This is a genomic window from Sphingomonas sp. SP3, assembly GCF_058514305.1.
Window position 1 is genome coordinate 2,079,166 of the sequence record NZ_JBZSOE010000001.1, and the last position, 23,845, is coordinate 2,103,010.

Annotated in this window: 22 protein-coding genes; 17 read left to right on the top strand and 5 right to left on the bottom strand. The window is 63.9% G+C overall.

The genetic code is table 11. From position 1 onward, the window contains the following. Positions 1-6: 6 nt before the first annotated feature. A complete protein-coding gene (locus AC4K8G_RS10820) occupies positions 7-126 on the top strand; it encodes an SEL1-like repeat protein (RefSeq protein ID WP_491734451.1) in 120 nt (39 codons plus the stop codon). On the opposite strand, the gene AC4K8G_RS10825 is transcribed toward AC4K8G_RS10820, so the two are convergent. Together AC4K8G_RS10825 and AC4K8G_RS10830 are read right to left on the bottom strand one after the other, a co-directional pair. After that, entirely contained in the window at positions 123-899 is a 777-nt protein-coding gene (locus AC4K8G_RS10825; RefSeq protein WP_491734161.1) for a succinate dehydrogenase iron-sulfur subunit, read from the bottom strand. The two genes, AC4K8G_RS10820 and AC4K8G_RS10825, sit on opposite strands and share 4 nt — an antisense overlap. Before the next feature lie 82 nt (positions 900-981). Further along, entirely contained in the window at positions 982-1,389 is a 408-nt protein-coding gene (locus AC4K8G_RS10830) for a hypothetical protein (protein ID WP_491734162.1), read from the bottom strand. Between the two features lie 115 nt (positions 1,390-1,504). On the opposite strand from AC4K8G_RS10830, the gene AC4K8G_RS10835 reads away from it, so the two are divergent. Further along, the gene (locus AC4K8G_RS10835; RefSeq protein WP_491734163.1) at positions 1,505-1,879 is read left to right on the top strand and encodes a VOC family protein; all 375 of its coding nucleotides are present in this window, start codon (positions 1,505-1,507) and stop codon (positions 1,877-1,879) included. Between the two features lie 53 nt (positions 1,880-1,932). On the opposite strand, the gene AC4K8G_RS10840 is transcribed toward AC4K8G_RS10835, so the two are convergent. Then, positions 1,933-2,286 carry a hypothetical protein gene (locus AC4K8G_RS10840; RefSeq protein ID WP_491734164.1) on the bottom strand — a complete coding sequence of 118 codons (354 nt, stop codon included), beginning with the start codon at positions 2,284-2,286 and terminating at the stop codon, positions 1,933-1,935. Positions 2,287-2,487: 201 nt separating this feature from the next. Between AC4K8G_RS10840 and mdh the strand changes: the two genes are divergently transcribed. The 7 genes from mdh (at position 2,488) to AC4K8G_RS10875 (ending at position 11,643) form a co-directional block, all read left to right on the top strand. Next, positions 2,488-3,450, top strand: a complete 963-nt coding sequence (mdh, locus tag AC4K8G_RS10845; protein WP_491734165.1) for a malate dehydrogenase — start codon at positions 2,488-2,490, stop codon at positions 3,448-3,450. Beyond that, complete coding sequence (gene sucD, locus AC4K8G_RS10850; protein WP_491734166.1) at positions 3,450-4,334, top strand: succinate--CoA ligase subunit alpha; 885 nt, start codon at positions 3,450-3,452, stop codon at positions 4,332-4,334. The genes mdh and sucD overlap by 1 nt, the downstream gene beginning before the upstream one ends. A 14-nt stretch (positions 4,335-4,348) precedes the next feature. Continuing rightward, the gene (locus AC4K8G_RS10855; protein WP_491734452.1) at positions 4,349-7,138 is read left to right on the top strand and encodes a 2-oxoglutarate dehydrogenase E1 component; all 2,790 of its coding nucleotides are present in this window, start codon (positions 4,349-4,351) and stop codon (positions 7,136-7,138) included. A gap of 9 nt (positions 7,139-7,147) precedes the next feature. After that, positions 7,148-8,458, top strand: coding sequence for a 2-oxoglutarate dehydrogenase complex dihydrolipoyllysine-residue succinyltransferase (gene odhB, locus AC4K8G_RS10860; RefSeq protein ID WP_491734167.1), 1,311 nt, complete (start codon positions 7,148-7,150; stop codon positions 8,456-8,458). Positions 8,459-8,874: 416 nt separating this feature from the next. Then, positions 8,875-10,266: a dihydrolipoyl dehydrogenase gene (gene lpdA / locus AC4K8G_RS10865; protein WP_491734168.1), complete on the top strand. Its 1,392-nt coding sequence runs from the start codon at positions 8,875-8,877 to the stop codon at positions 10,264-10,266. A 142-nt stretch (positions 10,267-10,408) separates the two neighbouring features. Further along, positions 10,409-11,128 (top strand): hypothetical protein, encoded by a 720-nt coding sequence (locus AC4K8G_RS10870; protein WP_491734169.1) that lies wholly within the window; start codon positions 10,409-10,411, stop codon positions 11,126-11,128. Positions 11,129-11,154: 26 nt separating this feature from the next. After that, positions 11,155-11,643, top strand: a complete 489-nt coding sequence (locus tag AC4K8G_RS10875) for a hypothetical protein (RefSeq protein WP_491734170.1) — start codon at positions 11,155-11,157, stop codon at positions 11,641-11,643. On the opposite strand, the gene sppA is transcribed toward AC4K8G_RS10875, so the two are convergent. Then, on the bottom strand, positions 11,640-13,496 hold the full coding sequence (sppA, locus tag AC4K8G_RS10880; protein ID WP_491734171.1) for a signal peptide peptidase SppA: 1,857 nt from the start codon (positions 13,494-13,496) through the stop codon (positions 11,640-11,642). The two genes, AC4K8G_RS10875 and sppA, sit on opposite strands and share 4 nt — an antisense overlap. A gap of 66 nt (positions 13,497-13,562) precedes the next feature. On the opposite strand from sppA, the gene AC4K8G_RS10885 reads away from it, so the two are divergent. The 4 genes from AC4K8G_RS10885 (at position 13,563) to groL (ending at position 17,610) form a co-directional block, all read left to right on the top strand. Next, entirely contained in the window at positions 13,563-14,957 is a 1,395-nt protein-coding gene (locus AC4K8G_RS10885; protein WP_491734172.1) for an MATE family efflux transporter, read from the top strand. Positions 14,958-14,987: 30 nt separating this feature from the next. Further along, complete coding sequence (locus AC4K8G_RS10890; protein ID WP_491734453.1) at positions 14,988-15,464, top strand: GNAT family N-acetyltransferase; 477 nt, start codon at positions 14,988-14,990, stop codon at positions 15,462-15,464. Between the two features lie 128 nt (positions 15,465-15,592). Further along, positions 15,593-15,880, top strand: coding sequence for a co-chaperone GroES (gene groES / locus AC4K8G_RS10895; RefSeq protein ID WP_491734173.1), 288 nt, complete (start codon positions 15,593-15,595; stop codon positions 15,878-15,880). 86 nt (positions 15,881-15,966) lie between these two features. Continuing rightward, positions 15,967-17,610 carry a chaperonin GroEL gene (gene groL / locus AC4K8G_RS10900; RefSeq protein ID WP_491734174.1) on the top strand — a complete coding sequence of 548 codons (1,644 nt, stop codon included), beginning with the start codon at positions 15,967-15,969 and terminating at the stop codon, positions 17,608-17,610. Between the two features lie 276 nt (positions 17,611-17,886). Here the strand turns inward: groL and AC4K8G_RS10905 are convergent, their stop codons facing one another. Continuing rightward, positions 17,887-18,138 carry a circumsporozoite protein gene (locus AC4K8G_RS10905; RefSeq protein ID WP_491734175.1) on the bottom strand — a complete coding sequence of 84 codons (252 nt, stop codon included), beginning with the start codon at positions 18,136-18,138 and terminating at the stop codon, positions 17,887-17,889. A 166-nt stretch (positions 18,139-18,304) separates the two neighbouring features. Between AC4K8G_RS10905 and AC4K8G_RS10910 the strand changes: the two genes are divergently transcribed. The 4 genes from AC4K8G_RS10910 to metH are packed head-to-tail and all read left to right on the top strand — an operon-like array spanning position 18,305 to position 23,839. After that, entirely contained in the window at positions 18,305-19,264 is a 960-nt protein-coding gene (locus AC4K8G_RS10910; protein ID WP_491734176.1) for an ArsR/SmtB family transcription factor, read from the top strand. Next, positions 19,261-20,163, top strand: a complete 903-nt coding sequence (gene metF, locus AC4K8G_RS10915; RefSeq protein WP_491734177.1) for a methylenetetrahydrofolate reductase — start codon at positions 19,261-19,263, stop codon at positions 20,161-20,163. Before AC4K8G_RS10910 ends, metF begins: the two co-directional genes overlap by 4 nt. Next, entirely contained in the window at positions 20,160-21,206 is a 1,047-nt protein-coding gene (locus AC4K8G_RS10920) for a homocysteine S-methyltransferase family protein (RefSeq protein ID WP_491734178.1), read from the top strand. Before metF ends, AC4K8G_RS10920 begins: the two co-directional genes overlap by 4 nt. Positions 21,207-21,208: 2 nt before the next feature. Further along, positions 21,209-23,839: a methionine synthase gene (gene metH / locus AC4K8G_RS10925; RefSeq protein ID WP_491734179.1), complete on the top strand. Its 2,631-nt coding sequence runs from the start codon at positions 21,209-21,211 to the stop codon at positions 23,837-23,839. The last annotated feature ends 6 nt before the right edge of the window (positions 23,840-23,845 follow it).

Sequence of the window (23,845 nt, forward strand, 5' to 3'; positions counted from 1 at the left end):
CCATCAATGTATCTGCTCGGTCGAGCTTTCGCAGACGGAGATGGGGTAACTGCCGACCAAAAGCTTGCTGCGTTTTGGCTAGATCGCGCGGCTGGACGTCAGCGCATCGCCCCCGTTACGCGTTAGCCGACGCGTTCGGCGATCAGCTTCTTCGTTTCGGCGATCGCCTTGGCTGGATTAAGGCCCTTCGGGCAGACGTTGGCGCAGTTCATAATCGTGTGGCAGCGATAGAGGCGGAACGGATCTTCAAGGCCGTCGAGGCGCTCGCCGGTCGCCTCGTCACGGCTGTCGGCAAGCCAGCGATAGGCCTGCAGCAGGATCGCTGGTCCAAGGAAGCGGTCCGCATTCCACCAATAGCTCGGGCAGCTGGTCGAGCAGCAGAAACAGAGGATGCACTCGTAAAGGCCGTCGAGTTTCGCGCGGTCCTCGGGAGACTGTGTGCGCTCGCGCGACGGCGCCGGCGAGGCGCTCTTCAGCCACGGCTGGATCGACGAATATTGCGCGTAGGCGTGGGTCAGGTCCGGCACCAGATCCTTCACGACGTCCATATGCGGCAGCGGCGTGATCTGGATATCGCCTTTGAGGTCCTCGATCGCCGTGGTGCAGGCAAGGCCGTTCTTCCCCTCCATGTTCATTGAACACGAACCACAAATGCCTTCACGGCAGGAGCGGCGGAATGTCAGCGTCGGGTCGATCTCGTTCTTGATCTTGATCAGGGCGTCGAGAACCATCGGCCCGCACTTGTCGAGGTCGATCGTGTAGCGGTCCCAGCGCGGGTTCGAGCCGCCGTCAGGATCGTAGCGATAAATCTTGAAGGTCCGGAGCCGCTTGCCCTCTTCGGGCTTCCACTCGCGTCCGCGCGTGATCTTGCTGTTCTTGGGAAGCGTGAACTCAGCCATGGCGGGCCGCTAGCACGGTGGCCACGCATAAGAAAAGGCCGCCCGGTGAACCGGACGGCCTCTTCTGATCGATTCGGAAGACTTAGCGGAGCAGCGCCGCGATCGCCTGTTGGACGACCATCGTGCGCGGGTCGACGCCGTACAGATAGCCGTTGTTGTAGTAATAATTGCTATACGGGCTGAGGCCGTACTGATTGCGCAAATTGTACGGAATCTGGTTGTAGGCGTAGGGGCTGATGCCGCCGGCCTGGAAACGTTGGCCGACATTATACAGCTTCTTCGCCTGGCCCGGCGGGACGCACGAGGGATTCTTCTTGGCAAGGCCCGGTGGGCAACCGCCCGCGCCATAACCGTAGGCTTGGCCGTTTGCGCCGTAGGCGTAGGCGTTTCCATGCCCGTTTCCATGTCCATGACCATTGCCTGGCTTGGCCAGGGCAGGGCCGGCGACGCCGAGCGCAAGTGCGCCGGCCATGAGGAGGATGTGCTTCATAATGCTGTCCTTTTATCGTTCCGGACATGAACGAACGTTGAGTGGAATGGTTACCGGGCCGGATACAGGAACGCCGATTGAGCGCCTCCGTTGATGTTCAGCAAGGAGAGCAAGGATGATCGGCAAATCGGACGCAACCCCGATGATCGCGGTCAAGGACCTCGACCGGGCACGCAGCTTTTACGAGGGGACGCTCGGACTTTCTGAAGTCGAGGATTTTGGCGAGGGCTTCATGCTCAAGAGCGGCGACACGAAGCTCAGCATTTATCGCTCGGCATTCGCAGGGACGAACAAGGCCACCGCGCTCACCTTCGATGTCGACGACATCGAAGGTGAAATGAAGGCACTCAAGGACAAAGGCGTCCTGTTCGAGCATTACGACCTGCCCGGGCTTGAGCGGCAGGGCGATTGCTATGTCGCCGAGGGCATGAAGACCGCTTGGTTCAAGGATCCGGACGGCAACATTCTAAGCCTCGTCGAAGGCGATTGAGTCCTGCGCAACAGTGGCCGCCGGGTGGTCCCGGCGGCGCCAAGCCAGTCCGGTTAGCGAACAATCCCGTTCAGGATGCGCGTGATGGCGTAGCTCGTCGGATCAACGACGTAGATTGTATTGCCGCTGTAAACGTAGCGATAGTCGGGACTGAGATGGTAGCGCGTGACGTAGCGCGACGGCAGCGAGCTGTAGGCGGTGTAGCCGTAGCTCGGCCCGAAGACATAACCAGTGCGATAGCGGGTTCCATGACGGACCATCGCCGGTCGAGCGGTGCGCGCGTAGCGGACGCAATGTCCGTGGCGATAGTTGACGCAGGTCATCGTGCGAACGTGGCGGGCCGCTTCGGCGGGCGCCGCCGTGGCGACAACGGCAACTCCGGCCAGCGCAAGCAGTGCAATTTTCATGGTCGTTCTCCGTGAGATGTTAGGTTTCGGAAACGAGCCCGAGGGGGCACCAGTTGCTCCCACCCTTCACTTGTAATCTGCTTTTAATGTTCGGACCTGTGGACGGTTGCCCGACTCCCCCTCGCGGTCTAGAGCGCCGCCAAATCCGCAGCGCCGGAACCTCGGCGCGCCCAAAAGCAGCAGAGGAAAGCAGCAGCTCAAATGGCTCGAAAGAAGATTGCGCTCATCGGCGCCGGAATGATCGGCGGCACCCTCGCTCACCTCGCGGCGATGCGCGAGCTTGGCGACATCGTCCTGTTCGACGTGGTCGAGGGCATTCCCGAGGGCAAGGCGCTCGACATCGCGCAGGCCGGGCCGGTCGACGACTTCGACGTGAACCTGAAGGGTTCGACCGACTATGCCGACATTGCCGGGGCTGACGTGTGCATCGTCACCGCCGGCATTGCGCGCAAGCCGGGCATGAGCCGCGACGACCTGCTCGGCATCAACTTGAAGGTGATGAAAGCCGTCGGCGAGGGCATCAAGAGCCATGCGCCGAACGCGTTCGTCATCTGCATCACCAACCCGCTCGACGCCATGGTGTGGGCGCTGCGTGAATTCTCCGGCCTCCCGCACAACATGGTCGTCGGCATGGCCGGCGTCCTCGACAGCGCGCGCTTCCGCCATTTCCTCGCGGACGAGTTCAAGGTCAGCGTCGAGGATGTCACGGCTTTCGTGCTTGGCGGGCACGGCGACACCATGGTCCCGGTGGTCGGCTATTCGACCGTCGCGGGCATCCCAATCCCCGATCTCATCAAGATGGGCTGGTCGACGCAGGAGCGGATCGACGAGATCGTGAAGCGCACGCGCGGCGGCGGCGGCGAGATCGTCGCGCTGTTGAAGACCGGCTCGGCTTATTACGCGCCCGCCACCTCCGCGATCGCGATGGCCGAGAGCTTCCTGAAGGACAAGAAGCGCGTCCTGCCCTGCGCCGCGAACCTCACCGGCCAATATGGCGTCAACGACCTTTACGTCGGCGTGCCCTGCGTGCTCGGGGCGGGCGGCGTTGAGAAGATTGTTGAGATCGAACTCGACGATGCCGCCAAGGCCAATTTCCAGGTCAGCGTCGATGCGGTGAAGGAGCTGCTCGACGCCTGCAAGCAGATCGACGGAAGCCTCGCCTGATGTCGATCCTCGTCGACAAGAACACCAAGGTCATTACGCAGGGGATGACCGGGGAGACCGGCACCTTCCATACGCAGCAGGCGCTCGCTTACGGCACGCAGATGGTAGGCGGCGTGACGCCGGGGAAGGGCGGATCGACGCACCTCGACCTGCCTGTGTTCAACACCGTGCACGAGGCGGTCTCGAAGACCGGCGCGACCGCCTCCGTCATCTACGTGCCGCCGCCGTTCGCGGCGGACTCGATCCTGGAGGCGATCGACGCCGAAGTGCCGCTGATCGTCGCGATCACCGAAGGTATCCCGGTGCTCGACATGGTTAAGGTCAAGCGTGCGCTGTCCGGCTCTAAATCGCGGCTGATCGGCCCCAATTGCCCCGGCGTCCTGACTCCGAACGAGTGCAAGATCGGGATCATGCCCGGTAATATCTTCAAGAAGGGGAGCGTCGGCGTCGTCAGTCGCTCCGGCACGCTCACTTATGAAGCGGTATTCCAGACCAGCAACGAGGGTCTTGGCCAGTCGACCGCGGTCGGTATTGGCGGCGATCCTGTGAAGGGTACTGAGTTCATCGACATGCTCGAGATGTTCCTCGCCGACGACGAGACGAAGTCGATCATCATGATCGGAGAGATCGGCGGCAGCGCGGAGGAAGACGCCGCGCAATTCCTCGCCGACGAAGCGAAGAGGGGCCGGAAGAAGCCCGTCGTCGGTTTCATTGCCGGGCGCACTGCCCCACCGGGACGCCGCATGGGCCATGCCGGCGCGATCGTCTCGGGCGGCAAGGGCGACGCCGCAAGCAAGATCGCGGCGATGGAGGCGGCTGGAATCACCGTCTCCCCAAGCCCATCTGAGCTCGGCAAGACGCTCAAGGAGTTGCTCTCGGCGTGACCGACGCCATTGGAATGATCGAACGCGAGGCCGGACCAAGCTGGGAGCGGCCCAACTGGCCCGTGTCTGAGCTCGACGACGTCAATCTCGGGCTCGATCCGACCCAGGCGACGATCGAGAAGCTCAAGGCCGCGGTCGCGGAGAAGGCGGCTGCGGCCGGCGCGACCCCCGACGAAATCCGCCGCGCGGCCGAGGACAGCATCCGGGCGATGATGCTGATCCGCACCTACCGCGTGCGCGGCCATCTTGCGGCGGCGCTCGACCCGCTCGGCCTGACCCGGCGGGATGTCCCGGCGGACCTGACCCCGGCATATCACAACTTCGGCGAGGGCGACCTTGACCGGCCGATCTGGATCTGCGGCGCGCTCGGCTTCGAGCAGGCCACGGTGCGGCAGATCGTGAAGGTGCTGCAGACGAGCTACTGCGGGCACATCGGCTTCGAGTACATGCATATCAACGAGGTCGAGGAGCGCCGCTTCATCCAGGACCGGATCGAAGGCGCCGAAGAGACCGTCCAGTTCACGCCCGAGGGCAAGCAGTCGATCCTGCAGAAGGTCATCCACGCCGAGCAGTGGGAGAAATTCCTCGCCAAGAAATATGTCGGGACCAAGCGCTTCGGGCTCGACGGCGGCGAAGGCGCAGTCCCGGCGCTCGAAGCGGTGATCAAATATGGCGGGATGATGGGCGTCGAGGAGATCGACGTCGGCATGGCCCACCGCGGGCGCCTCAATGTGCTCACCAATGTGATGGGCAAGCCTTATCGCGCGATCTTCCATGAGTTCGCGGGCGGCGCGACCAACCCGGCCGATGTCGGCGGGTCGGGTGACGTCAAATATCACCTCGGCACGTCGTCGGATCGCGAGTTTGACGGCAACAAGGTCCACCTGTCGTTGCTGCCCAACCCGTCGCACCTCGAGGCGGTCGACCCGGTTGTGCTGGGCAAGGCGCGCGCTGTGCAGACGATCAAGGGCGACAAGCACGGCCGCCACGTGCTGCCGATCCTGCTCCATGGCGACGCGGCGTTCGCAGGCCAGGGCGTAGTGTGGGAGTGCCTGAGCTTCTCCGGTCTTCCCGGCTACGGCACGGGCGGCACGATCCATTTCATCATCAACAACCAGGTCGGCTTCACCACGAGCCCGCAATTCGCACGCTCCTCGCCATACCCGTCGGACGTCGCGAAGGGCGTCCAGGCGCCGATCCTCCACGTCAACGGCGACGACCCCGAAGCGGTCACCTTCTGCTGCAAGCTCGCGATCGAGTTCCGGCAGACCTTCGGCCGCGACATCGTCATCGACATGTGGTGCTACCGCCGGTTCGGGCACAACGAGGGCGATGAGCCGAGCTTCACCCAGCCGTTGATGTACGCGGCAATCAAGAAGCACCCGGCGATCAGCCAGATCTACGGCGCTCGCCTGATCGCCGAGAAGGTCGTCGACCAGGCATGGATCGACCAGCAGACGAAGGCATACGTCGATCATCTCGAGCAGGAATTCAGCTCAGCCACGTCCTACCTGCCCAACAAGGCGGACTGGTTCGAAGGGCGATGGGCAGGGCTTGGCCGCCCGGACGAGCCGGTGCTCGGCCGCCGCAACATCGCGACCGCAATCAGCGAAAACGAGCTTCAGCGGCTGGGCAAGGTTTTGACCACCGTTCCCGACGGCCTCACCGTCCACAACACGCTGAAACGCGTCCTCGACGCGAAGAAGGCGATGTTCGACAGCGGCGACGGCTTCGACTGGTCGACGGCAGAGGCTCTCGCCTACGGCAGCTTGGTCGCCGAAGGGCAGGGCGTCCGCTTGTCGGGCCAGGATAGCGGCCGCGGCACTTTCAGCCAGCGTCACGCGGTCTGGGTCGACCAGAAGACCGGCGAAAAATACATCCCGTTGACGACCGTCGGTCCGGGCCGCTTCGAGGTCCGCGACAGCCCCCTGTCCGAATTCGGCGTGCTCGGCTTCGAATATGGCTATTCGCTCGCCGACCCGAAGTGCCTGGTGCTGTGGGAAGCGCAGTTCGGCGATTTCGCCAACGGCGCGCAAAGTATCATCGACCAGTTCGTCGCGGCGGGCGAAGCCAAGTGGCTCCGCGCCAGTGGCCTTGTCATGCTTCTACCGCACGGCTTCGAAGGGCAGGGGCCGGAGCATAGCTCGGCGCGGCTCGAGCGGTACCTGCAGCTCTGCGCCGAGGATAACCTGCAGGTCGCGAACTGCACGACGCCGGCGAACTATTTCCACATCCTGAGGCGGCAGATGCGGCGCGATTTCCGCAAGCCGCTGATCCTGATGACGCCCAAGTCGCTGCTCAGAAACAAATACGCCGTTTCTGCCCAAGCCGATTTCACCGGCGAGAGCCATTTCCGGCGGATCGTCTCCGACCTCAATGCGCCGGCCGAGGGCGAGACGCGGCGGCTGGTGCTGTGCTCGGGCAAGCTCGCTTACGAGTTGATGGAGGCGCGCGACGAGGCCGGTGACCTTGGCGTCGAGATCATTCGCATCGAGCAGCTTTATCCGTTTCCTTCAGAGCCGCTACTGAAGCGATTGAAGGCGATGCCCAAGCTTCACGACCTTGTCTGGGCGCAGGAAGAACCGAAGAACAACGGGGCCTGGAGCTTCGTCCAGCCCCTGCTCGAAACCTGTCTCGCCGACGCGGGTTTCTCCGACTTGAGGCCGCAATATGCAGGCCGTGACGCGAGCGCTTCTCCCGCAACCGGCCTCGCCAAGCGGCACGCGGCCGAGCAGGCGGCCTTGATCGCTGCGGCGCTAGGCCATAGCAGCCAGCCCGCAACCCCGGCCGTCGCGGCGCAATAAAGGGAAACCATGGCTACCGACGTCCAAGTTCCGACCCTCGGAGAATCCATTACCGAAGGAACGCTCGCGCAGTGGCTGAAGCAGCCGGGCGAAGCGGTGGCCGAGGATGAGCCGATTGCAAGCCTCGAGACCGACAAGGTCAGCGTCGAAGTTCCGTCGCCCGTTGCCGGTGTGCTCACGGAACAGCTGGTGAAGGAAGGCGATACGGTTGCGGTCGGTGCGCTGATCGCGCGGATTGATGCTGGCGCGGTCGCGGCGGCGTCCGCTCCGGCCAAGGCTGCGGCCGATGCGACGACTAATCCCGCGGGCCCGAGCGAGACCCCGGCGCTCCGCGGCGACGATCATGCGCCAGAACCGACCGCTGAGATCGCCAATCCTGACGGTCCGCCGCAGGATCCGGGCGTGACCACCATGTCTCCCGCGGTTCGCCGGGCGGTGCTCGAACATCACGTCGACCCGACCAAGATCGTGGGCACCGGCAAGGACGGGCGGCTGACCAAGGACGACGTCCTCGCTGCAGCCGAAGCGCAGAAGAACGCCCCGGCGCCGCAGGCGAAAGCGCCGACACCGGCTCCGGCCGCCCTGGCTCCGCAGAACAAGGCTCCGGTGGCTGCCGGCGAGCGGCGCGAAGAGCGCGTCAAGATGTCGCGCCTGCGCCAGACGATCGCCAAGCGCCTGAAGGATGCGCAGAACACGGCGGCGATGCTGACGACGTTCAACGACGTCGACATGTCGGCGGTGATCGACGCCCGCGCCCGCTACAAGGATCTGTTCGAGAAGAAGCACGGCATCCGCCTGGGCTTTATGGGTTTCTTCGTGAAGGCCTGCGCGCTCGCCGCGAAGGATGTGCCGAGCGTCAACGCGAGCCTAGAGGGCGACGAGATCGTCTATCATGACTATCTCGACGTCTCGGTCGCGGTGTCCGCGCCAAAGGGCCTCGTCGTGCCGGTGGTGCGCAACGCCCAGGCGATGAGCTTTGCGGAGATCGAGAAGACCATCGCCGACTTCGGCAAGCGCGCCAAGGACGGCACCCTGACGGTCGACGAGATGCAGGGCGGCACTTTCACCATCTCCAACGGCGGCGTGTTCGGATCTTTGCTGTCGACGCCGATCATCAACCCGCCGCAGTCGGCGGTGCTCGGCATGCACCGGATCGAGGAGCGCCCGGTCGTCAAGGACGGCCAGATCGTCACCCGCCCGATGATGTATCTCGCGCTTAGCTACGACCACCGCATCATTGATGGCCGCGAAGCGGTCACCTACCTCGTGCGGGTGAAGGAAGCGATCGAGGACCCGACCCGGCTCCTGATCGACTTATGATCGGTCTCCAATTCGAGCATGGCGCAAGTTGATTGTGAAGAGACGTTCGAACAGATCGCGATCTCGCACTTGCCCAGCGGTTGTGATCGTTTTGATGTTGCAAGCTTGTGGTCCACGAGCAGCGACACAAGATAGCGGTTCTGGAAAGGCATACGACGCAAGTTTCAAGACCAGTTTCCTAACCTCGTTTGCTCGTTCCTGTCGCCAGAATGGAGTGGCGGACGGAGTGCCAGCAGCTGAGATGGATCGGGTGTGCTCATGCGCCACCAAGAAGCTGGGAAGGTATAACGTCAAAGCGTTGAAGGATCTCACTCCCGAAGAGGGAATGAGGCCGATGGCGGCATGCGGAAAAGAACTGGGTTATTTGCACTGAGGCTTCGCTCGTGAGCGAACACTTCTAATTTAGAGAGCATATGATGGCTGATTACGATTTCGACGTCCTGGTGATCGGCGCCGGCCCCGGCGGCTACGTCGCCGCGATCCGCGCCGCGCAGCTCGGCCTCAAGACCGCCTGCGCCGAAAGCCGCGAGACGCTCGGCGGCACCTGCCTCAACGTCGGCTGCATCCCGTCCAAGGCGCTGCTCCACGCGTCCGAATATTTCGAGGCGGCGGCCGGCGGAGCGATGGCCAAAATGGGGGTCAAGGTTACGCCCGAGCTCGACCTTCCCGCGATGCACGCGCAGCGCATCGACGCCGTGAAGGGCCTGACCGGCGGCATCGAGTTCCTGTTCAAGAAGAACAAGATCGAATGGTTGAAGGGCCATGCGAGCTTCGAGAGCGCCGATACAGTCAAGGTCGGCGACCGCACCGTGCGTGCGAAGGACATCGTGATTGCCACCGGCTCGTCGGTGACTCCGCTGCCCGGCGTCGAGATCGACGAGAAGATCGTCGTGTCGTCGACCGGCGCGCTCGAGCTGGCCAAGGTCCCCGAGCACCTCGTCGTCATCGGCGGCGGCGTGATCGGGCTCGAGCTCGGCAGCGTGTGGCGGCGCGTCGGTGCGAAGGTCACCTGCGTCGAGTTCCTCGACCAGATCCTGCCCGGCTTCGACGACGATGTGCGCAAGGAGGCCAACAAGATCTTCAAGAAGCAGGGGATCGAGTTCCGGCTCGGGACTAAGGTCACCGGGGTGAAGGTCGACGGCGGCAAGGCGACCCTGACGGTCGAGCCGGCCAAGGGTGGCGCGGCGGAAACTATCGAGGCCGACGCGGTGCTCGTCTCTATCGGGCGGCGGCCGAACACCGAAGGCCTGGCGCTCGACAAGGCGGGCCTCAAGGTCAACCAGCGCGGCCAGGTCGAGACCGATCACAGCTTCAAGACTTCGGTTCCCGGCGTGTGGGCAATCGGCGACGTGATCCCCGGCCCGATGCTCGCTCACAAGGCGGAGGACGAAGGTATTGCGGTCGCAGAGAATATCGCTGGTCTCACGGGCATCGTGAACCACGATGTGATCCCGAGCGTCGTCTATACGATGCCGGAAATCGCCGGCGTCGGCCTGACCGAAGCGCAGGCGAAGGAGCATGGCGAGGTGAAGGTCGGCAAGTTCCCGATGCTCGCCAACAGCCGCGCCAAGACCAACCACGAGCCCGACGGCTTCGTAAAGGTGATCGCCGACGCCAAGACCGACCGCGTGCTCGGCGTGTGGATGATCGCCAGCGTTGCCGGCACGATGATCGCCCAGGCGGCGCAGGCGATGGAGTTCGGCGCGACGAGCGAAGACATCGCTTACACGTGCCACGCCCATCCGACACATTCGGAGGCGCTCAAGGAAGCGGCGATGGCGGTGCAGGGCAAGCCGATCCACATCTGACCATGGAAAGGCAAACCCCGACGTTGCTGGTGATCGCCGGCTTTGCCTTGCTTGGCGGCGCGCTGCTCTGCGGGCTGATGTGCCTCGCTTCGTATCACCATTGATCGGGAAGCCGATCCGCATCTGAGGCGTTCAGGGGTCCATGCCCGGCTTTCACACCGAATGGACAGTTTTTCCCCACGGCCCCGTCGGAACCATCGACGACGGGATCCTCAGCGTCGAAGGCGAAATCCACATGCCGCTGGGGACCTTTCCGAGGCGCATGACCGTCGCGGCGCTTGAGGCGGGCGGCTCGGTCGTATTTAGCCCCGTCGCGCTTCACGAGCCGGCCATGCGGGAGATCGAAGCGTTCGGCACCCCGAAGTTCATCGTGGTCCCGAACGGCTTCCATCGCCTCGACGCGCAGATCTGGAAGCAGCGCTATCCGCAGGCCAAAATCCTCTGTCCGCCCGGAGCGAAGAAGCGAGTTGCGCAAGCGGTGAAGGTCGATGCGACTAGTGATGTCATGGGCGATGACGCGGTCAGCCTTGTGATCGCCGACGGGACTCGGCGAGCCGAGAGCGTGCTGCTGATCCGTCGCGACCGCGGATCGACCCTGGTGGTCAACGACCTCATCTCGCACGTCCGCCATCCCAAGGGGCTCGGCGCAAAAATCTTCGCCCGGGTATTTGGGTTCGGGGTCAAGCGGCCGCAGATGGCGCGCGAGGTGCGCTGGTTGCTCGTCAACGACAAGGCCGCCCTCGCGCGTCAGCTGCGTCAGTGGGCGGAAATCCCCGACCTGAGGCGGATCATCGTGTCGCACGGCGATATCATCGATCGCCCACCCGAGACGCTGAAGGCGATCGCCGCCCGCTTAAGCTAGTCGGGATCCGCTGCTATGTCGGCGGAATGATCGCCGCTCTCCTACTCGCATCCCAAGTGGTTTCGCAGCCGGCGGACCTATCATCGTTCAAGCCCTTCCTGGACGCCTGCTGGCGTGCCGACTTCAGCCCGACCGTGCGCGACGTACATTGCTTCGAGCCGATGTACGGCGGCGCGCATGTTCGTGACCGGCACGAAGTTCAGGAGAGCGGCAAGACCGTCTATGCCGGTGAGACCATCTACAGCGCTGACGGCCCCGACCTCGTTTTCACTTATTACAATTCGCTAGGTGGAGTGGGTCAGGGGAAGGTTGGGTCGGCCGACAGGATGCTCGGCTTTACCGGGGACATGCGGGCCTCGCCCGATAAGCCCGAACAGGCGATCGACTCCGAATGGCGGCTGATCGATGCCGACCACTATGAGGTGCGATCGCTTGTTCCGGACAAGACGGGTCAGCTGGATAAGCCCCTGGTCTTTACGCGCGTCGCGGTAACTCGGCGGAAGTCAGCGCCCTAGCTAAGCCAGTTCGCGATCAGCTCCAGCAAGCTCTTGTCGCGCACCTTGAGGGGCGCCGGAGCGCTGACCTGGCATTCCAGGCACCGGGCCTGGATGCTCGGCCCGTCGAGCATCGACTGGACCTCGCCTATCACTGCGGCGATCTGCTGCTGGGATTTGCGCGATAGCATGGCGAAGGCATCTTCCGGCGCGGCGCTATCGCTGTCCTCATCCGAAAGCGATTGAAGCAGTTCGTCGCGGAAGCTGAGCGGGGGCTCGAGATAGCGAACACTGCGGTCGTCGCCGAGCTTGGCCAGCTCGGCTGCCTTGGCGATCGCCTCGTTCATTCCTCCGAAGCCGTCGACGAGGCCAAGCTGGTGAGCCATACCGCCATCCCACACTCGACCCTGCGCGATCGCGTCGATCTGCTGCGGGCTCTTGTGGCGCGATTGGGCGACCAAGTTGATGAACCGCGCATACATTGCGTTCACGCCGCCCTGGATCAGCTGGCTCGCTTCGGGCGACGGTCCCTTAAGCAGGTCGGGCTCGCCAGACAGCGGGGTCGTCTTAACTCCGTCGGCGCCGATACCCAGCTTCTGCAAGGTTCCTTGAAAGCTCGGCAGGACGCCGAACACGCCGATCGAACCGGTGATGGTCGACGGCTCGGCATAAATGAAGTCGGCCGGGGTCGAAACCCAGTAGCCGCCTGAAGCAGCGACGCTGCCCATCGATACGACCACCGGGATTCCGTCGGCCTTGGCGTTGAGGAGCGCCTGGCGAATGCGTTCGGAGGCGAGCACCGATCCGCCCGGGCTATCGACCCGCACAACCAACGCCTTGACGCCTTTGTCGACGCCCGTCGCAATCTCCTTGGCGATCGTGTCGCCACCCGCGGTGCCGGGGCCCGCCTTGCCGTCAACGATCAGGCCCGCGATCGTCACGACGCCGATCGGGCCGCTCGGCTTTTCGTCCACCACGTCGCGGACATAGGACGCGAGCTTTATCCGGCTGAAACCCGCCTCGGCATCGGCATTCTTGGTGCCGCCGAGCTGGCCCAGACGCGCTTCGAAGGCGGTTCGGTCACCGATCTTGTCGACCAGGCCCGCCGAGAGCGCGGCCTTGGCCATGTCTCCGCCCGCGGCAGCAACGGCCGCGTTCGTGTTCTGGAGGAACAGGTCGACGTTGGCCTTGGGCCGCGCCTGCTTCACGCTCTGCCGCCACGCTTCAAGCGTCGCATGATCGAGCGCCTCGTAATTCTGCCTGGCTTCGGGCGACATGTCGTTCCGGATGTATGGTTCGACCGCCGACTTGTAGGTGCCGACGCGATAGACGTTCGCGGTAACGCCGAGCTTATCAAGCAAGCCCTTGTAATAGAGGTTCGATCCGCCAGGGCCTGCGATCAGGACCGCGCCGAGCGGGTTGAGCCAGATCTCCGACGCCGCGGAGGCGAGCTGATAGCTGTCGTCGGTGTAGCCGACGCCGTAAGCGACCACCGGTTTGCCCGCCGCGCGCACCGCGCGAACGGCGTCGGCGAGGTCGCCGATCGCGGTCTGGCCGCCTCCAGTAAAGCCGTCGAGGTCAAGCGCGACCGCCTTCACCCTGCTGTCGTCTTTGGCCTTGCCCAGCGCTGCAATGAGGTCGCGCAGCCGGTATTGATCGAGCCTCGACCCACCCGCGACCTCCGACCAGCTGGCTTTGGCGGGCTGCTCGACCACGCTGCCATTGAGGTTGAGGTCGAGGACGCCGTCCTTCACCGGGGCCGGACGCGCCGACAGCGCTGCGTAGATCATGCCGAAAAACAGCAGCATAAAGATCAGGACGAGCGCGTCCTTGATCCCCACCAGCAGCTTCCAGATTGCGCGAACGAACTTCATTTGAGTGCCTCGACTGTTGCTCGGCTGCGCTAGCCGAACCCCGGCCTTACAGCTAGGCGCCTAGCTATGCACGGCGGGGTCAAAATTACAGCGGCAGAGCCAAAAAATGCGTGGCGCGATGAGTTGCGCTCGACGCTGGCGCTCGCCTGGCCGCTGATCCTCGCCAACCTCACCCAGCAGGTGATCCAGGCAACCGACGTGCTCCTCATGGGCCGTCTCGGTGCGACGCAATTGGCGGCAGCAACGCTGGCGCTCAACCTGACCTTTACCTTCAACCTGCTGATGCTGGGCCTGATCATCGCCTCTTCGCCGATGATGGCGACTGCGCTTGGGCAGCGTTTCAATGCGGTGCGTGATGTTCGGCGGACGTTTCGCGCAGGCCTGTGGCTCATCGCGATGATGCTGCCGCCTTACTGGTTGGTGCTGTGGCACGTCGGCTCGATCATGCGCGCATTCGGAATTTCCGACGAGCTAGCCAGCCAGGGTCAGACCTTCCTTCGCGCCTATATGTGGTGCACCGCGCCGTGGCTGCTGTTCCAGCTTCTCCGCAATTTCGTCGCCGCGCTCGAGCGGCCGAGAATCGTGCTCTGGCTGAGCATTGCAGGAATTGCGGTCAACGCATTGCTGAGCTGGGCGCTGATCTTCGGCCATTTTGGTCTGCCCGCGCTCGGGCTCATCGGGGGCGGTCTCGGCAGCACGCTGACCTGGCTAGCGATGTGCGCAGCGCTGGTTGCCGTCGTGCTGACCGAAAAGCGCTTCCGTCGCTTCCACCTGTTCGGGCGCTTCTGGCGGTTCGACGGTCAGCGAACGATGGCCATGGTCCGCTTGGGCTGGCCGATCGGCGTCACGATGGCACTGGAAATGGGCGTGTTCGCGCTCGCCGCTTATTTCATGGGCTGGATCGGCGCGCCCGCCGTCGCTGCCCACGCCATCGCGCTGCAGCTTGCGGCCATCACCTTCATGGTGCCGCTGGGACTGGGCCAGGCGGCGACGGTGCGAGTCGGGCTAGCGCTCGGCAGAGGCGACAATGCGGGCATCGCCCGCGCGGGCTGGACCGCCTGGGTGATAGGCGTCGGCTTCATGGGCGCGATGGCGCTCGGCATGTGGCTGTACCCGCGCACTCTGGTGACCCTGTTCCTGGACGATCTGCCGCAAAACGCGGGCGTGATCCTGCTAGCGATCAGCTTCCTCAAGGTCGCGGCCGCCTTCCAGCTGGTCGACGGCGCGCAGGTGATTGGCGCGGGCATGTTGCGCGGACTGCACGACACGCGCTGGCCGCTGATTTTCGCTCTGGTCGGCTATTGGGGTGTCGGGCTTGGCGTCGGGGCATGGCTCGCGTTCGGCGCGGACTGGAAGGGCGTCGGCATCTGGATCGGGCTCGCCAGCGGGCTGGCCGCCGTGGCGGTGCTGATGCTAGCGCGGTGGATCTTGCGCGATCGGATCGGCTTGATTTCGAAGTAACCCTCGGCGTTCGCGGCGCGAATAGTGGCCATGGAGATCCGCCTTCATCAAGGTCCCCGCGAAGCCCTGCAGCCGCTTTTTGCCGAGGCGGACGATTCCGAAGACCAAATCGCCAGCTACCGCGACCTCGGTGAGGTGCTGGTTGCCGTGGAGGAGGGCAGGATCATCGGGCACGCGCTCGTCGTCGAAACGGACGAGGAGGGTATATTCGAGATCAAGAGCCTAGCCGTACGAGAGGACCGTCGATCCCGGGGGATCGGCGCCCGACTCATTACGGCGGCCTGCGATTATTGCCGCGCCCGCGGTGGGCGATCCGTGGTCCTCGCCACCGCTGCGGCGAGCATTCTGGCCCTGAAATTCTACCAGCGGCTGGGGTTTCGCATTCAGCGCATCATTCGTGACTTCTACTCGGCGGAGCGCGGTTACGTCCCGCTGGAGCTCGATGGCATCGTCCTGCGCGACGAAGTCATTCTCGACCTCGACCTGACCCAGCCCGCAACCGCCTAAACAAAATCGGTACGTGCCGCCGTTGACAGATGAACGGCGCGCAACCACATGCGCGGCATCGTTGGCACTCTCGCATCGGGAGTGCCAACGGAAGAAGTTCAACCAAGCTGTTAAAGAGGGTTCAACCTATGGGTTTCAGGCCGCTTCACGACCGCGTCCTCGTCCGCCGGGTCGAGGCTGACGAAAAGACTGCGGGCGGGATTATCATTCCCGACACCGCCAAGGAAAAGCCGCAGGAAGGCGAAGTCGTCGCCGTCGGCGCCGGCGCCAAGTCCGAAGAGGGCAAGCTCACGCCTCTCGACGTCAAGGCCGGCGACAAGATCCTGTTCGGTAAGTGGTCGGGCACCGAGGTCAAGATCGACGGTGAAGACCTGATCATCATGAAGGAAAGCGACATTCTGGGCATTGTTGGCTGACGCCAGCCGGCTCGGGATCTTCCTCAATTAATTCAATTCCCCGGCTGTGAACCTGTTCAAAGCCGAAGTCAGGAAAGGGTAGCCAGATGGCAGCCAAAGACGTGAAATTCAGCCGCGACGCGCGTGAGCGCATTCTCGCCGGCGTCGATATCCTCGCCAATGCGGTGAAAGTGACTCTGGGCCCCAAGGGCCGCAACGTCGTGATCGACAAGAGTTTCGGAGCGCCGCGCATCACCAAGGACGGCGTTACCGTCGCCAAGGAAATCGAACTCAAGGACAAGTTCGAGAACATGGGCGCGCAGATGGTGCGTGAAGTGGCCTCGAAGACCAACGATCTCGCCGGCGACGGCACCACCACCGCGACCGTTCTCGCCCAGGCGATTGTTCGCGAGGGCATGAAGTCGGTTGCGGCCGGCATGAACCCGATGGACCTGAAGCGCGGCATCGACATTGCCGTCACCAAGGTTGTCGCGGACCTCAAGAGCCGCTCGAAGGATGTGTCGGGCAGCCAGGAGATCGCCCAGGTCGGTATCATTTCGGCAAACGGCGACAAGGAAGTCGGCGAGAAAATCGCGGAAGCGATGGAAAAGGTCGGCAAGGAAGGCGTGATTACCGTCGAGGAAGCCAAGGGCCTCGAGTTTGAGCTCGACGTCGTCGAAGGCATGCAGTTCGACCGCGGTTACCTGTCGCCTTACTTCATCACCAACCCGGAAAAGATGCAGGTCGAGCTTAGCGACCCCTACATCCTGATCCACGAGAAGAAGTTGTCGAACCTCCAGGCGATGCTTCCGATCCTGGAAGCCGTGGTCCAGAGCGGCCGTCCGCTGCTGATCATCGCCGAGGACATCGAGGGCGAAGCGCTCGCGACCCTGGTGGTCAACAAGCTGCGCGGCGGCCTCAAGGTTGCGGCCGTGAAGGCGCCGGGCTTCGGCGATCGCCGCAAGGCGATGCTCGAGGACATTGCGATCCTCACCGGGGGCGAGATGATCAGCGAGGATCTCGGCATCAAGCTGGAGACCGTCTCGCTGAACATGCTCGGCCAGGCCAAGCGCATCACGATCGACAAGGACAACACGACGATCGTCGACGGCAATGGCACCCGCGAGAACATCGAGGCCCGGGTCGGCGCCATCCGCCAACAGATCGAGTCGACGACGTCCGACTATGACCGTGAGAAGCTGCAGGAGCGGTTGGCGAAGCTCGCCGGCGGCGTTGCAGTGATCAAGGTCGGCGGTGCTTCCGAGGTCGAGGTGAAGGAGCGCAAGGACCGCGTCGATGACGCGCTCCACGCGACCCGCGCCGCGGTCGAGGAAGGCATCGTTCCGGGCGGAGGAACTGCGCTGCTTTACGCCACCAAGGCCCTCGATGGCCTCAAGGGCGAGAACGATGACCAGACCCGTGGCATCGACATCATCCGCAAGGCGCTCCAGTCGCCCCTCCGGCAGATTGCCGAGAATTCGGGCCACGATGGCGCGGTGGTGGCCGGCAAGCTGATCGACGGCAATGACCCGACGCTTGGCTTCAATGCCCAGACCGAGGTTTACGAGAACCTGGTCAAGGCTGGCGTGATCGATCCGACCAAGGTGGTTCGTGCGGCTCTGCAGGACGCAGCCAGCGTCGCTGGGCTCCTGATCACCACGGAAGCGTCGATCGCCGATGCGCCGGAAGACAAGCCTGCTCCGGCGATGGCCGGCGGCGGCATGGGCGGCATGGGCGGAATGGACTTCTAAGCCAGTCGCTTAATCCGACGAATTGGAAGGGCCGGGGGAGCGATCCTCCGGCCCTTTCTCTTTGGCTGCTTCAGCGTTCAGCATGTCCTCGGCTTCATTCAGCTGCGCGGATTGCGCGGCGCTGGGCTGGGGCGGGGCTGTATCCCTGCAAGACGCAACCAGTAGCAGAAGGGCGAACGGAAGCTTTCTCACTCGCCCAAAGTATCACTTCGGGCGAAGACAAAAAAAGAGCCGCCCCGAAGGACGGCCCTTTCCTTTATCGCTTTAGAAGAACGATTAGCCGTTCGTCGTAGCGTTCGCGACAGCATTGCTGGCGTTGTCGACGGCGTTGCCGGCGGCATCAGCAGCGTTGCCCGCAGCGTTCAGCGCGGCATCGGCGCTGGCGGCGGCGTCGTTGGTCGCGGCGTTGACGTCCGCGTCTGCATTGTTCTCGACCGCAGTCTCGTTGGCGGCGGCGTTGTCGGCGTTCTTCTGGCACGCGGCGAGGCCGAGCGCGAGGACCGCAACGGTCAGAGCAACTTTCTTCATGATCGTTCCACTCCCTTCTTAGAGGGTCCTAAGACCCAGCGTCGGCCTGCCCGTGCGAGTCGTCCAGGCCAGACCGGCGGGCATAGCGGCAATCTCTACCTGCGTACAAGGGATTATTTCGAAAGGTTGATTTGACCATATAAAGATATCTTTATATCCTTATCTGGTGAACGTCGCCCTTCCGCTCGCTGATCGATTCCAGGCCCTGGCCGACCCGACGCGGCTGCGGATCGTCGCTTTGCTGCGGTTGATGGAATTGTCGGTGGGCGAGCTCGCTCAAATCCTCGCCCAAAGCCAGCCGCGCGTTTCGCGCCACCTGAAGATCCTTGCGGACGCCGGCGTACTCGAGCGGCGCAAGGAAGGAAGCTGGGTTTTCCTAACGCTCGCCGATTCTCATGATCTCGAAGCGATGTTCGCGCTCATCGATCTTTGGGCTGACGCATCGACCCGCGCGCTTTTCTCGTCCGACGCGGCTCGCACCGAAAAAATCCGCGCCGAGCGCGCCGAAGCGGCGTCGCGTCACTTCGCGGGCATCGCCGATGTTTGGGATCGGATCAGGTCGCTCCATGTGGCCGAATGCGATGTCGAGCAGGCAATCGATCGCAGCCTCGGCCGACGTCCCCTCGGCCGGCTGGTCGACATCGGTACCGGCACGGGCCGCATGATCGAGTTGTTCGGTCCGCGCGCGAGCCAGGCCATCGGGATCGACCGGTCGTCGGAGATGCTACGACTAGCGCGGGTAAAGCTTGAGGCTGCGGGGATCGCGTCGAGTTTGCGCCAAGGCGACATGTACGCGCTGCCGCTCGCCGACAGCAGCGCAGACACGATCGTGATCCATCAGGTGCTCCACTATGCGCACTCGCCGGCATCGGCGATCGCGGAGGCCGCGCGCGTGCTTGCGCCGGGCGGCACCCTGCTGGTCGTGGATTTCGCGGCGCACGACCGCGAGGAGCTGCGCGAGCGCGACGCCCACATCCGGCTCGGCTTTGAGGATGAGGCGATGAGCGGCTGGTTTTCGGCGGCCGGATTGACGGTCGATGAAATCCGTCACCTCAAGGGCGGTGAACTCACTGTGACCTTGTGGCGCGGCGTCAAGGAAGCTCTGTCGGAAAGGAAGGCGGCATGAACGCCTTCGAGCGCCTCAGTCATCACCTGCCGCTGTTCGCCGAAGCGCGCGGCGACATCCAGGTCAGCTTCGAATTTTTCCCGCCGAAAAGCGAGGCCATGGCCGAGACTCTGTGGAGCTCGATCCAGACACTCGCGCCGCTCGAGCCGCGTTTCGTCTCGGTCACCTACGGCGCTGGCGGGTCGACTCGTGAGCGCACGCACCAAACGGTCGAGCGCATCCTCAAGGAGACTTCGCTGACGCCCGCCGCGCATTTGACCTGCGTCGGGGCAAGCAAGGACGAGATCGATTCAATCGCTCGCGATTATTGGGACCTTGGCGTTCGCAACATCGTCGCGCTGCGCGGCGACTCCTCTGAGCCGGGTTCGAAGTATCAGCCCCATGCCGAAGGCTATCGCGACGCGGTCGAGCTGGTCGCCGGCCTCAAGCAGGTCGCACCGTTCGACATTTCCGTCGCGGCGTATCCCGAAGTGCATCCGGATTCCTCGTCGCGGGCGTTCGACCTCGAGAATCTGAAGCGCAAGGTCGACGCCGGCGCCGACCGCGCGATTACGCAGTTCTTCTTCTCGGCCGATTGCTTCTTCCGCTTCCGCGACGAGGCCGCCGACGCCGGGATCGATGTCGAGATCGTCCCCGGGATCCTGCCGGTCTCGAACGTCGCCACCACGCGCCGTTTTGCAGACCTGTGTGGGGCCAGCATTCCGCCTTGGCTCAACGAGCTATTCGAGGGCTTGGACGACCTGCCTGCCGCGCGACAGCTGATCGCAGCGACGGTCGCGGCGGAACTGTGCGGCCAGCTTTACGCGGGTGGCGTTCGCCACTTCCATTTCTACACGCTCAACCGCGCGGAGCTCAGCTACGCGATCTGTCATCTGCTGGGCGTAAGGGCGAAAGCATGAGCGCCACTGAAACCTTCCGCGCTGCTGCGGCCAAACGCATCCTGATCAAGGACGGGCCTTACGGCACCGCGATCCAGGCCGAGCGATTGTCAGCCAGCGACTATTGTGCCGGGCTCGACCTGCTGCGCGACCAGAAGGGCAACAACGACCTCATCAACATCACGCAGCCGCAGATCGTTCGGGCCACGTGCGAAGCCTTCGCCGAGGCTGGTGCCGAAATCCTCGCGACCAATACGTTCAATGGCAACCGCATCAGCCAAGCCGATTATGGCGCGGAGGAATTGACCGCGGAGATGAACCGAGCCTCGGCACGGATCATCCGCGAAGTCGCGGACCGCTACACCGCAAAAGACGGCAAGCCGCGCTGGGTCGCGGGGGCGATGGGCCCGACCAACAAGACGCTGTCGCTGTCGCCCAACGTCAACGACCCCGCCTTCCGCGAGGTCGATTTCGACCAGGTCAAAGCCGTCTATCGCGAACAGGTCGATGCTTTGGTCGAAGGCGGAGTCGATTTCATACTCATCGAGACGATCTTTGACACGCTGAACGCCAAGGCAGCGATCATGGCGACATTGGAAGCGGAGCAGGCGCTCGGCCGCGCGCTTCCGCTCATGATCTCCATGACCCTGACCGACCTTAGCGGGCGCAATCTTTCGGGCCACACGGTCGAGGCATTTTGGGCCTCGGTGCGCCATGCGCGCCCGATCACCGTCGGCCTCAATTGCTCGTTCGGCGCCGCGCAGCTGCGCCCGCACCTGGCCGCCCTGTCGGCGGTCGCGGACACGTTGGTCATGGCCTACCCGAACGCGGGCCTTCCCAATGAGCTTGGAGAATATGACGAGGCCGCGGAAGAAACCGCGGCGCAGGTCCGCGAGTGGGTCGAAAGCGGGCTCGTCAACGTCGTCGGCGGCTGCTGCGGGACAACCCCGCAGCACATCGCCGCAATTGCCGGGGCGGCGCGCGATTGCACGCCGCGCGCCGTTCCGGCCGCTCCCGCGGGCACCTTGCTCGCCGGGCTCGAACCGATGCTGATCGCGGCCTGAAGGTGGAGCTGAGCAAGGTCGAGCAAGCCGGCGCGGGCGCGCGCTTCGTCAATATCGGCGAACGCTGCAACGTCACCGGCTCGGCGCGTTTCAAGAAGCTGATCCTGGCCGGCGATTATGACGCGGCGGTCGAGGTCGCGCGCGACCAGGTCGAAAACGGTGCGCAGATCATCGACGTCAACGTCGACGAGGCCTTGCTCGACAGTGAAGCCGCAATGACGACCTTCCTCAAGCGCATCGCGGCCGAGCCGGATATCGCGCGCGTGCCAGTGATGATCGACAGCTCGAAATGGAGCGTGATCGAAGCCGGCCTGAAATGCGTGTCGGGAAAGCCGATCGTCAATTCGATCTCGATGAAGGAAGGCGAGGGGCCGTTCCTTGAGCTCGCGCGCAAGTGCCGTGCCTATGGCGCCGCAGTTGTGGTCATGGCCTTCGATGAGGTCGGTCAGGCCGACACGGAGCTCCGGAAGGTCGAGATTTGCGAGCGTGCATACCGTCTGCTGACCGCCGACGGCACTTCGCCGAGCGACATCATCTTCGACCCCAACATCTTCGCGGTGGCGACCGGCATCGACGAGCATCGCCGCTATGCGATCGACTTCATCGAGGCGTCGCGCGAGATCCGCCGGCGCTGCCCAGGCACGCATATTTCAGGCGGCCTGTCCAACCTCAGCTTCTCGTTTCGCGGCAACGAGCCCGTGCGCCGCGCCATGCACAGTGTTTTTCTCTATCACGCCATTCCGGCGGGGATGGACATGGGCATCGTCAACGCGGGTCAGCTCGACGTTTACGACCAGATCGATCCTGAGCTTCGAGAGGCGTGCGAAGATGTGATCCTCGATCGCCGCGACGATGCAACCGAGCGGCTCATCGCGCTTGCCGAGCGCTTCAAGGGCACTGACGAAGCGGAAGAGAAGAAGCTTGCCGAGTGGCGCTCGTTGCCGGTCGGCGAGCGATTGTCCTACGCGCTGGTGAAGGGCATCGACGCGCATATCGTCGACGATACCGAGGAAGCGCGGCAGCAGCTCGCCGACAGCGGTGGCCGCCCGATCGAGGTCATCGAAGGCCCGCTGATGGACGGGATGAACGTCGTCGGCGACCTGTTCGGCAGCGGCAAGATGTTCTTGCCCCAGGTGGTGAAGTCGGCCCGTGTGATGAAGCGCGCGGTCGCCCACCTGATCCCGTTCATCGAGGCGGAGAAGGAAAAGACCGGCGCAACCCAAGGCAAGGGCCGGATCGTCATGGCCACCGTGAAGGGCGACGTCCACGACATCGGCAAGAATATCGTCGGCGTGGTCCTGCAGTGCAACGGCTTCGAGGTGATCGACCTCGGCGTCATGGTGCCGTGGCAGGACATCCTCCAGGCCGCGAACGACAACCAGGCCGACATGATCGGCTTGTCGGGCCTGATCACCCCGTCCCTCGACGAAATGGTGACCGTCGCGGGCGAGATGCAGCGGCTCGGCCTGTCGACGCCGTTGCTCATCGGTGGTGCGACAACGAGCAAGGCGCACACCGCACTGCGCATCGACCCGGCGTACGAAGGGCCGGTGATCCACGTGGTCGACGCCAGCCGCGCGGTCGGCGTCGCGTCGAGCCTGGTGTCGGATACGCAGCGCGAGCCGCTGATCGCAGTCACCGCCGACGACTACGACAAGCTGCGGAAATCGCGCGAGCGCAGCGGCCAGAGCGAGCTTGCGAGCCTCGAGGAAGCGCGCGCTAACGCCTTCGCTTACGATCCGTCGGGCCAGGCGCCCGCGCCCGCCTATCAGGGCCTGCACAGCTTCGGCGACTGGCCATTGAAGGACCTGCGCGCCTCGATCGACTGGACGCCCTTCTTCCGCGCGTGGGAACTTGCCGGCAATTACCCTGCGATCCTCGACGACCCGGTCGTCGGCGAGAGCGCGACCAACTTGTTCGCCGACGCGCAAGAGATGCTTGAGAAGATCATCGCCGAACGCTGGGTCACGCCCAAGGCCACCGTCGGCCTGTGGCGTTGCAAGCGGGAAGGCGACGACGTGCTCGTCCTCGTCGGCAATGATTGGACGCGGCTGCCCTTCCTTCGCCAGCAGGTGAAGAAGCGCGAAGGCCGCGCGAACCTGTGCCTCGCCGACTTCATCAGCCCCGACGGCGAAGACTGGATCGGCGGCTTCGCGGTCGGCATTCACGGCCTCGAACCGCACCTCGAGCGCTTCAAGGAAGCGCATGACGATTATTCCGACATCCTATTGAAGGCGCTCGCCGACCGGCTCGCCGAAAGCTTTGCCGAGGTCCTGCATGCGGAAGTACGCCAGCGGTTGTGGGGCTATGCCGAAGAGCATCTGTCGAACGAGCAGCTGATCCGCGAGAAATATCAGGGCATCCGCCCAGCGCCGGGCTATCCCGCTTGCCCCGACCACAGCCTGAAGCCTGTGCTGTTCCAGATGCTTGGCGGAAACCCGGGCGAAGTCACGCTGACCGAGAATTTTGCGATGCTTCCGACGTCAGCGGTGTCGGGGTTCTATTTTGGCCATCGCGACAGCCAGTATTTCGGCGTCGCGCGGATCGGCCGCGATCAGCTCGAGGATTATGCCGCGCGCTATGGCGCCAGCGTTGAGCAGGCCGAACGCTGGCTGCGGCCGAACTTGGATTGAACTGCC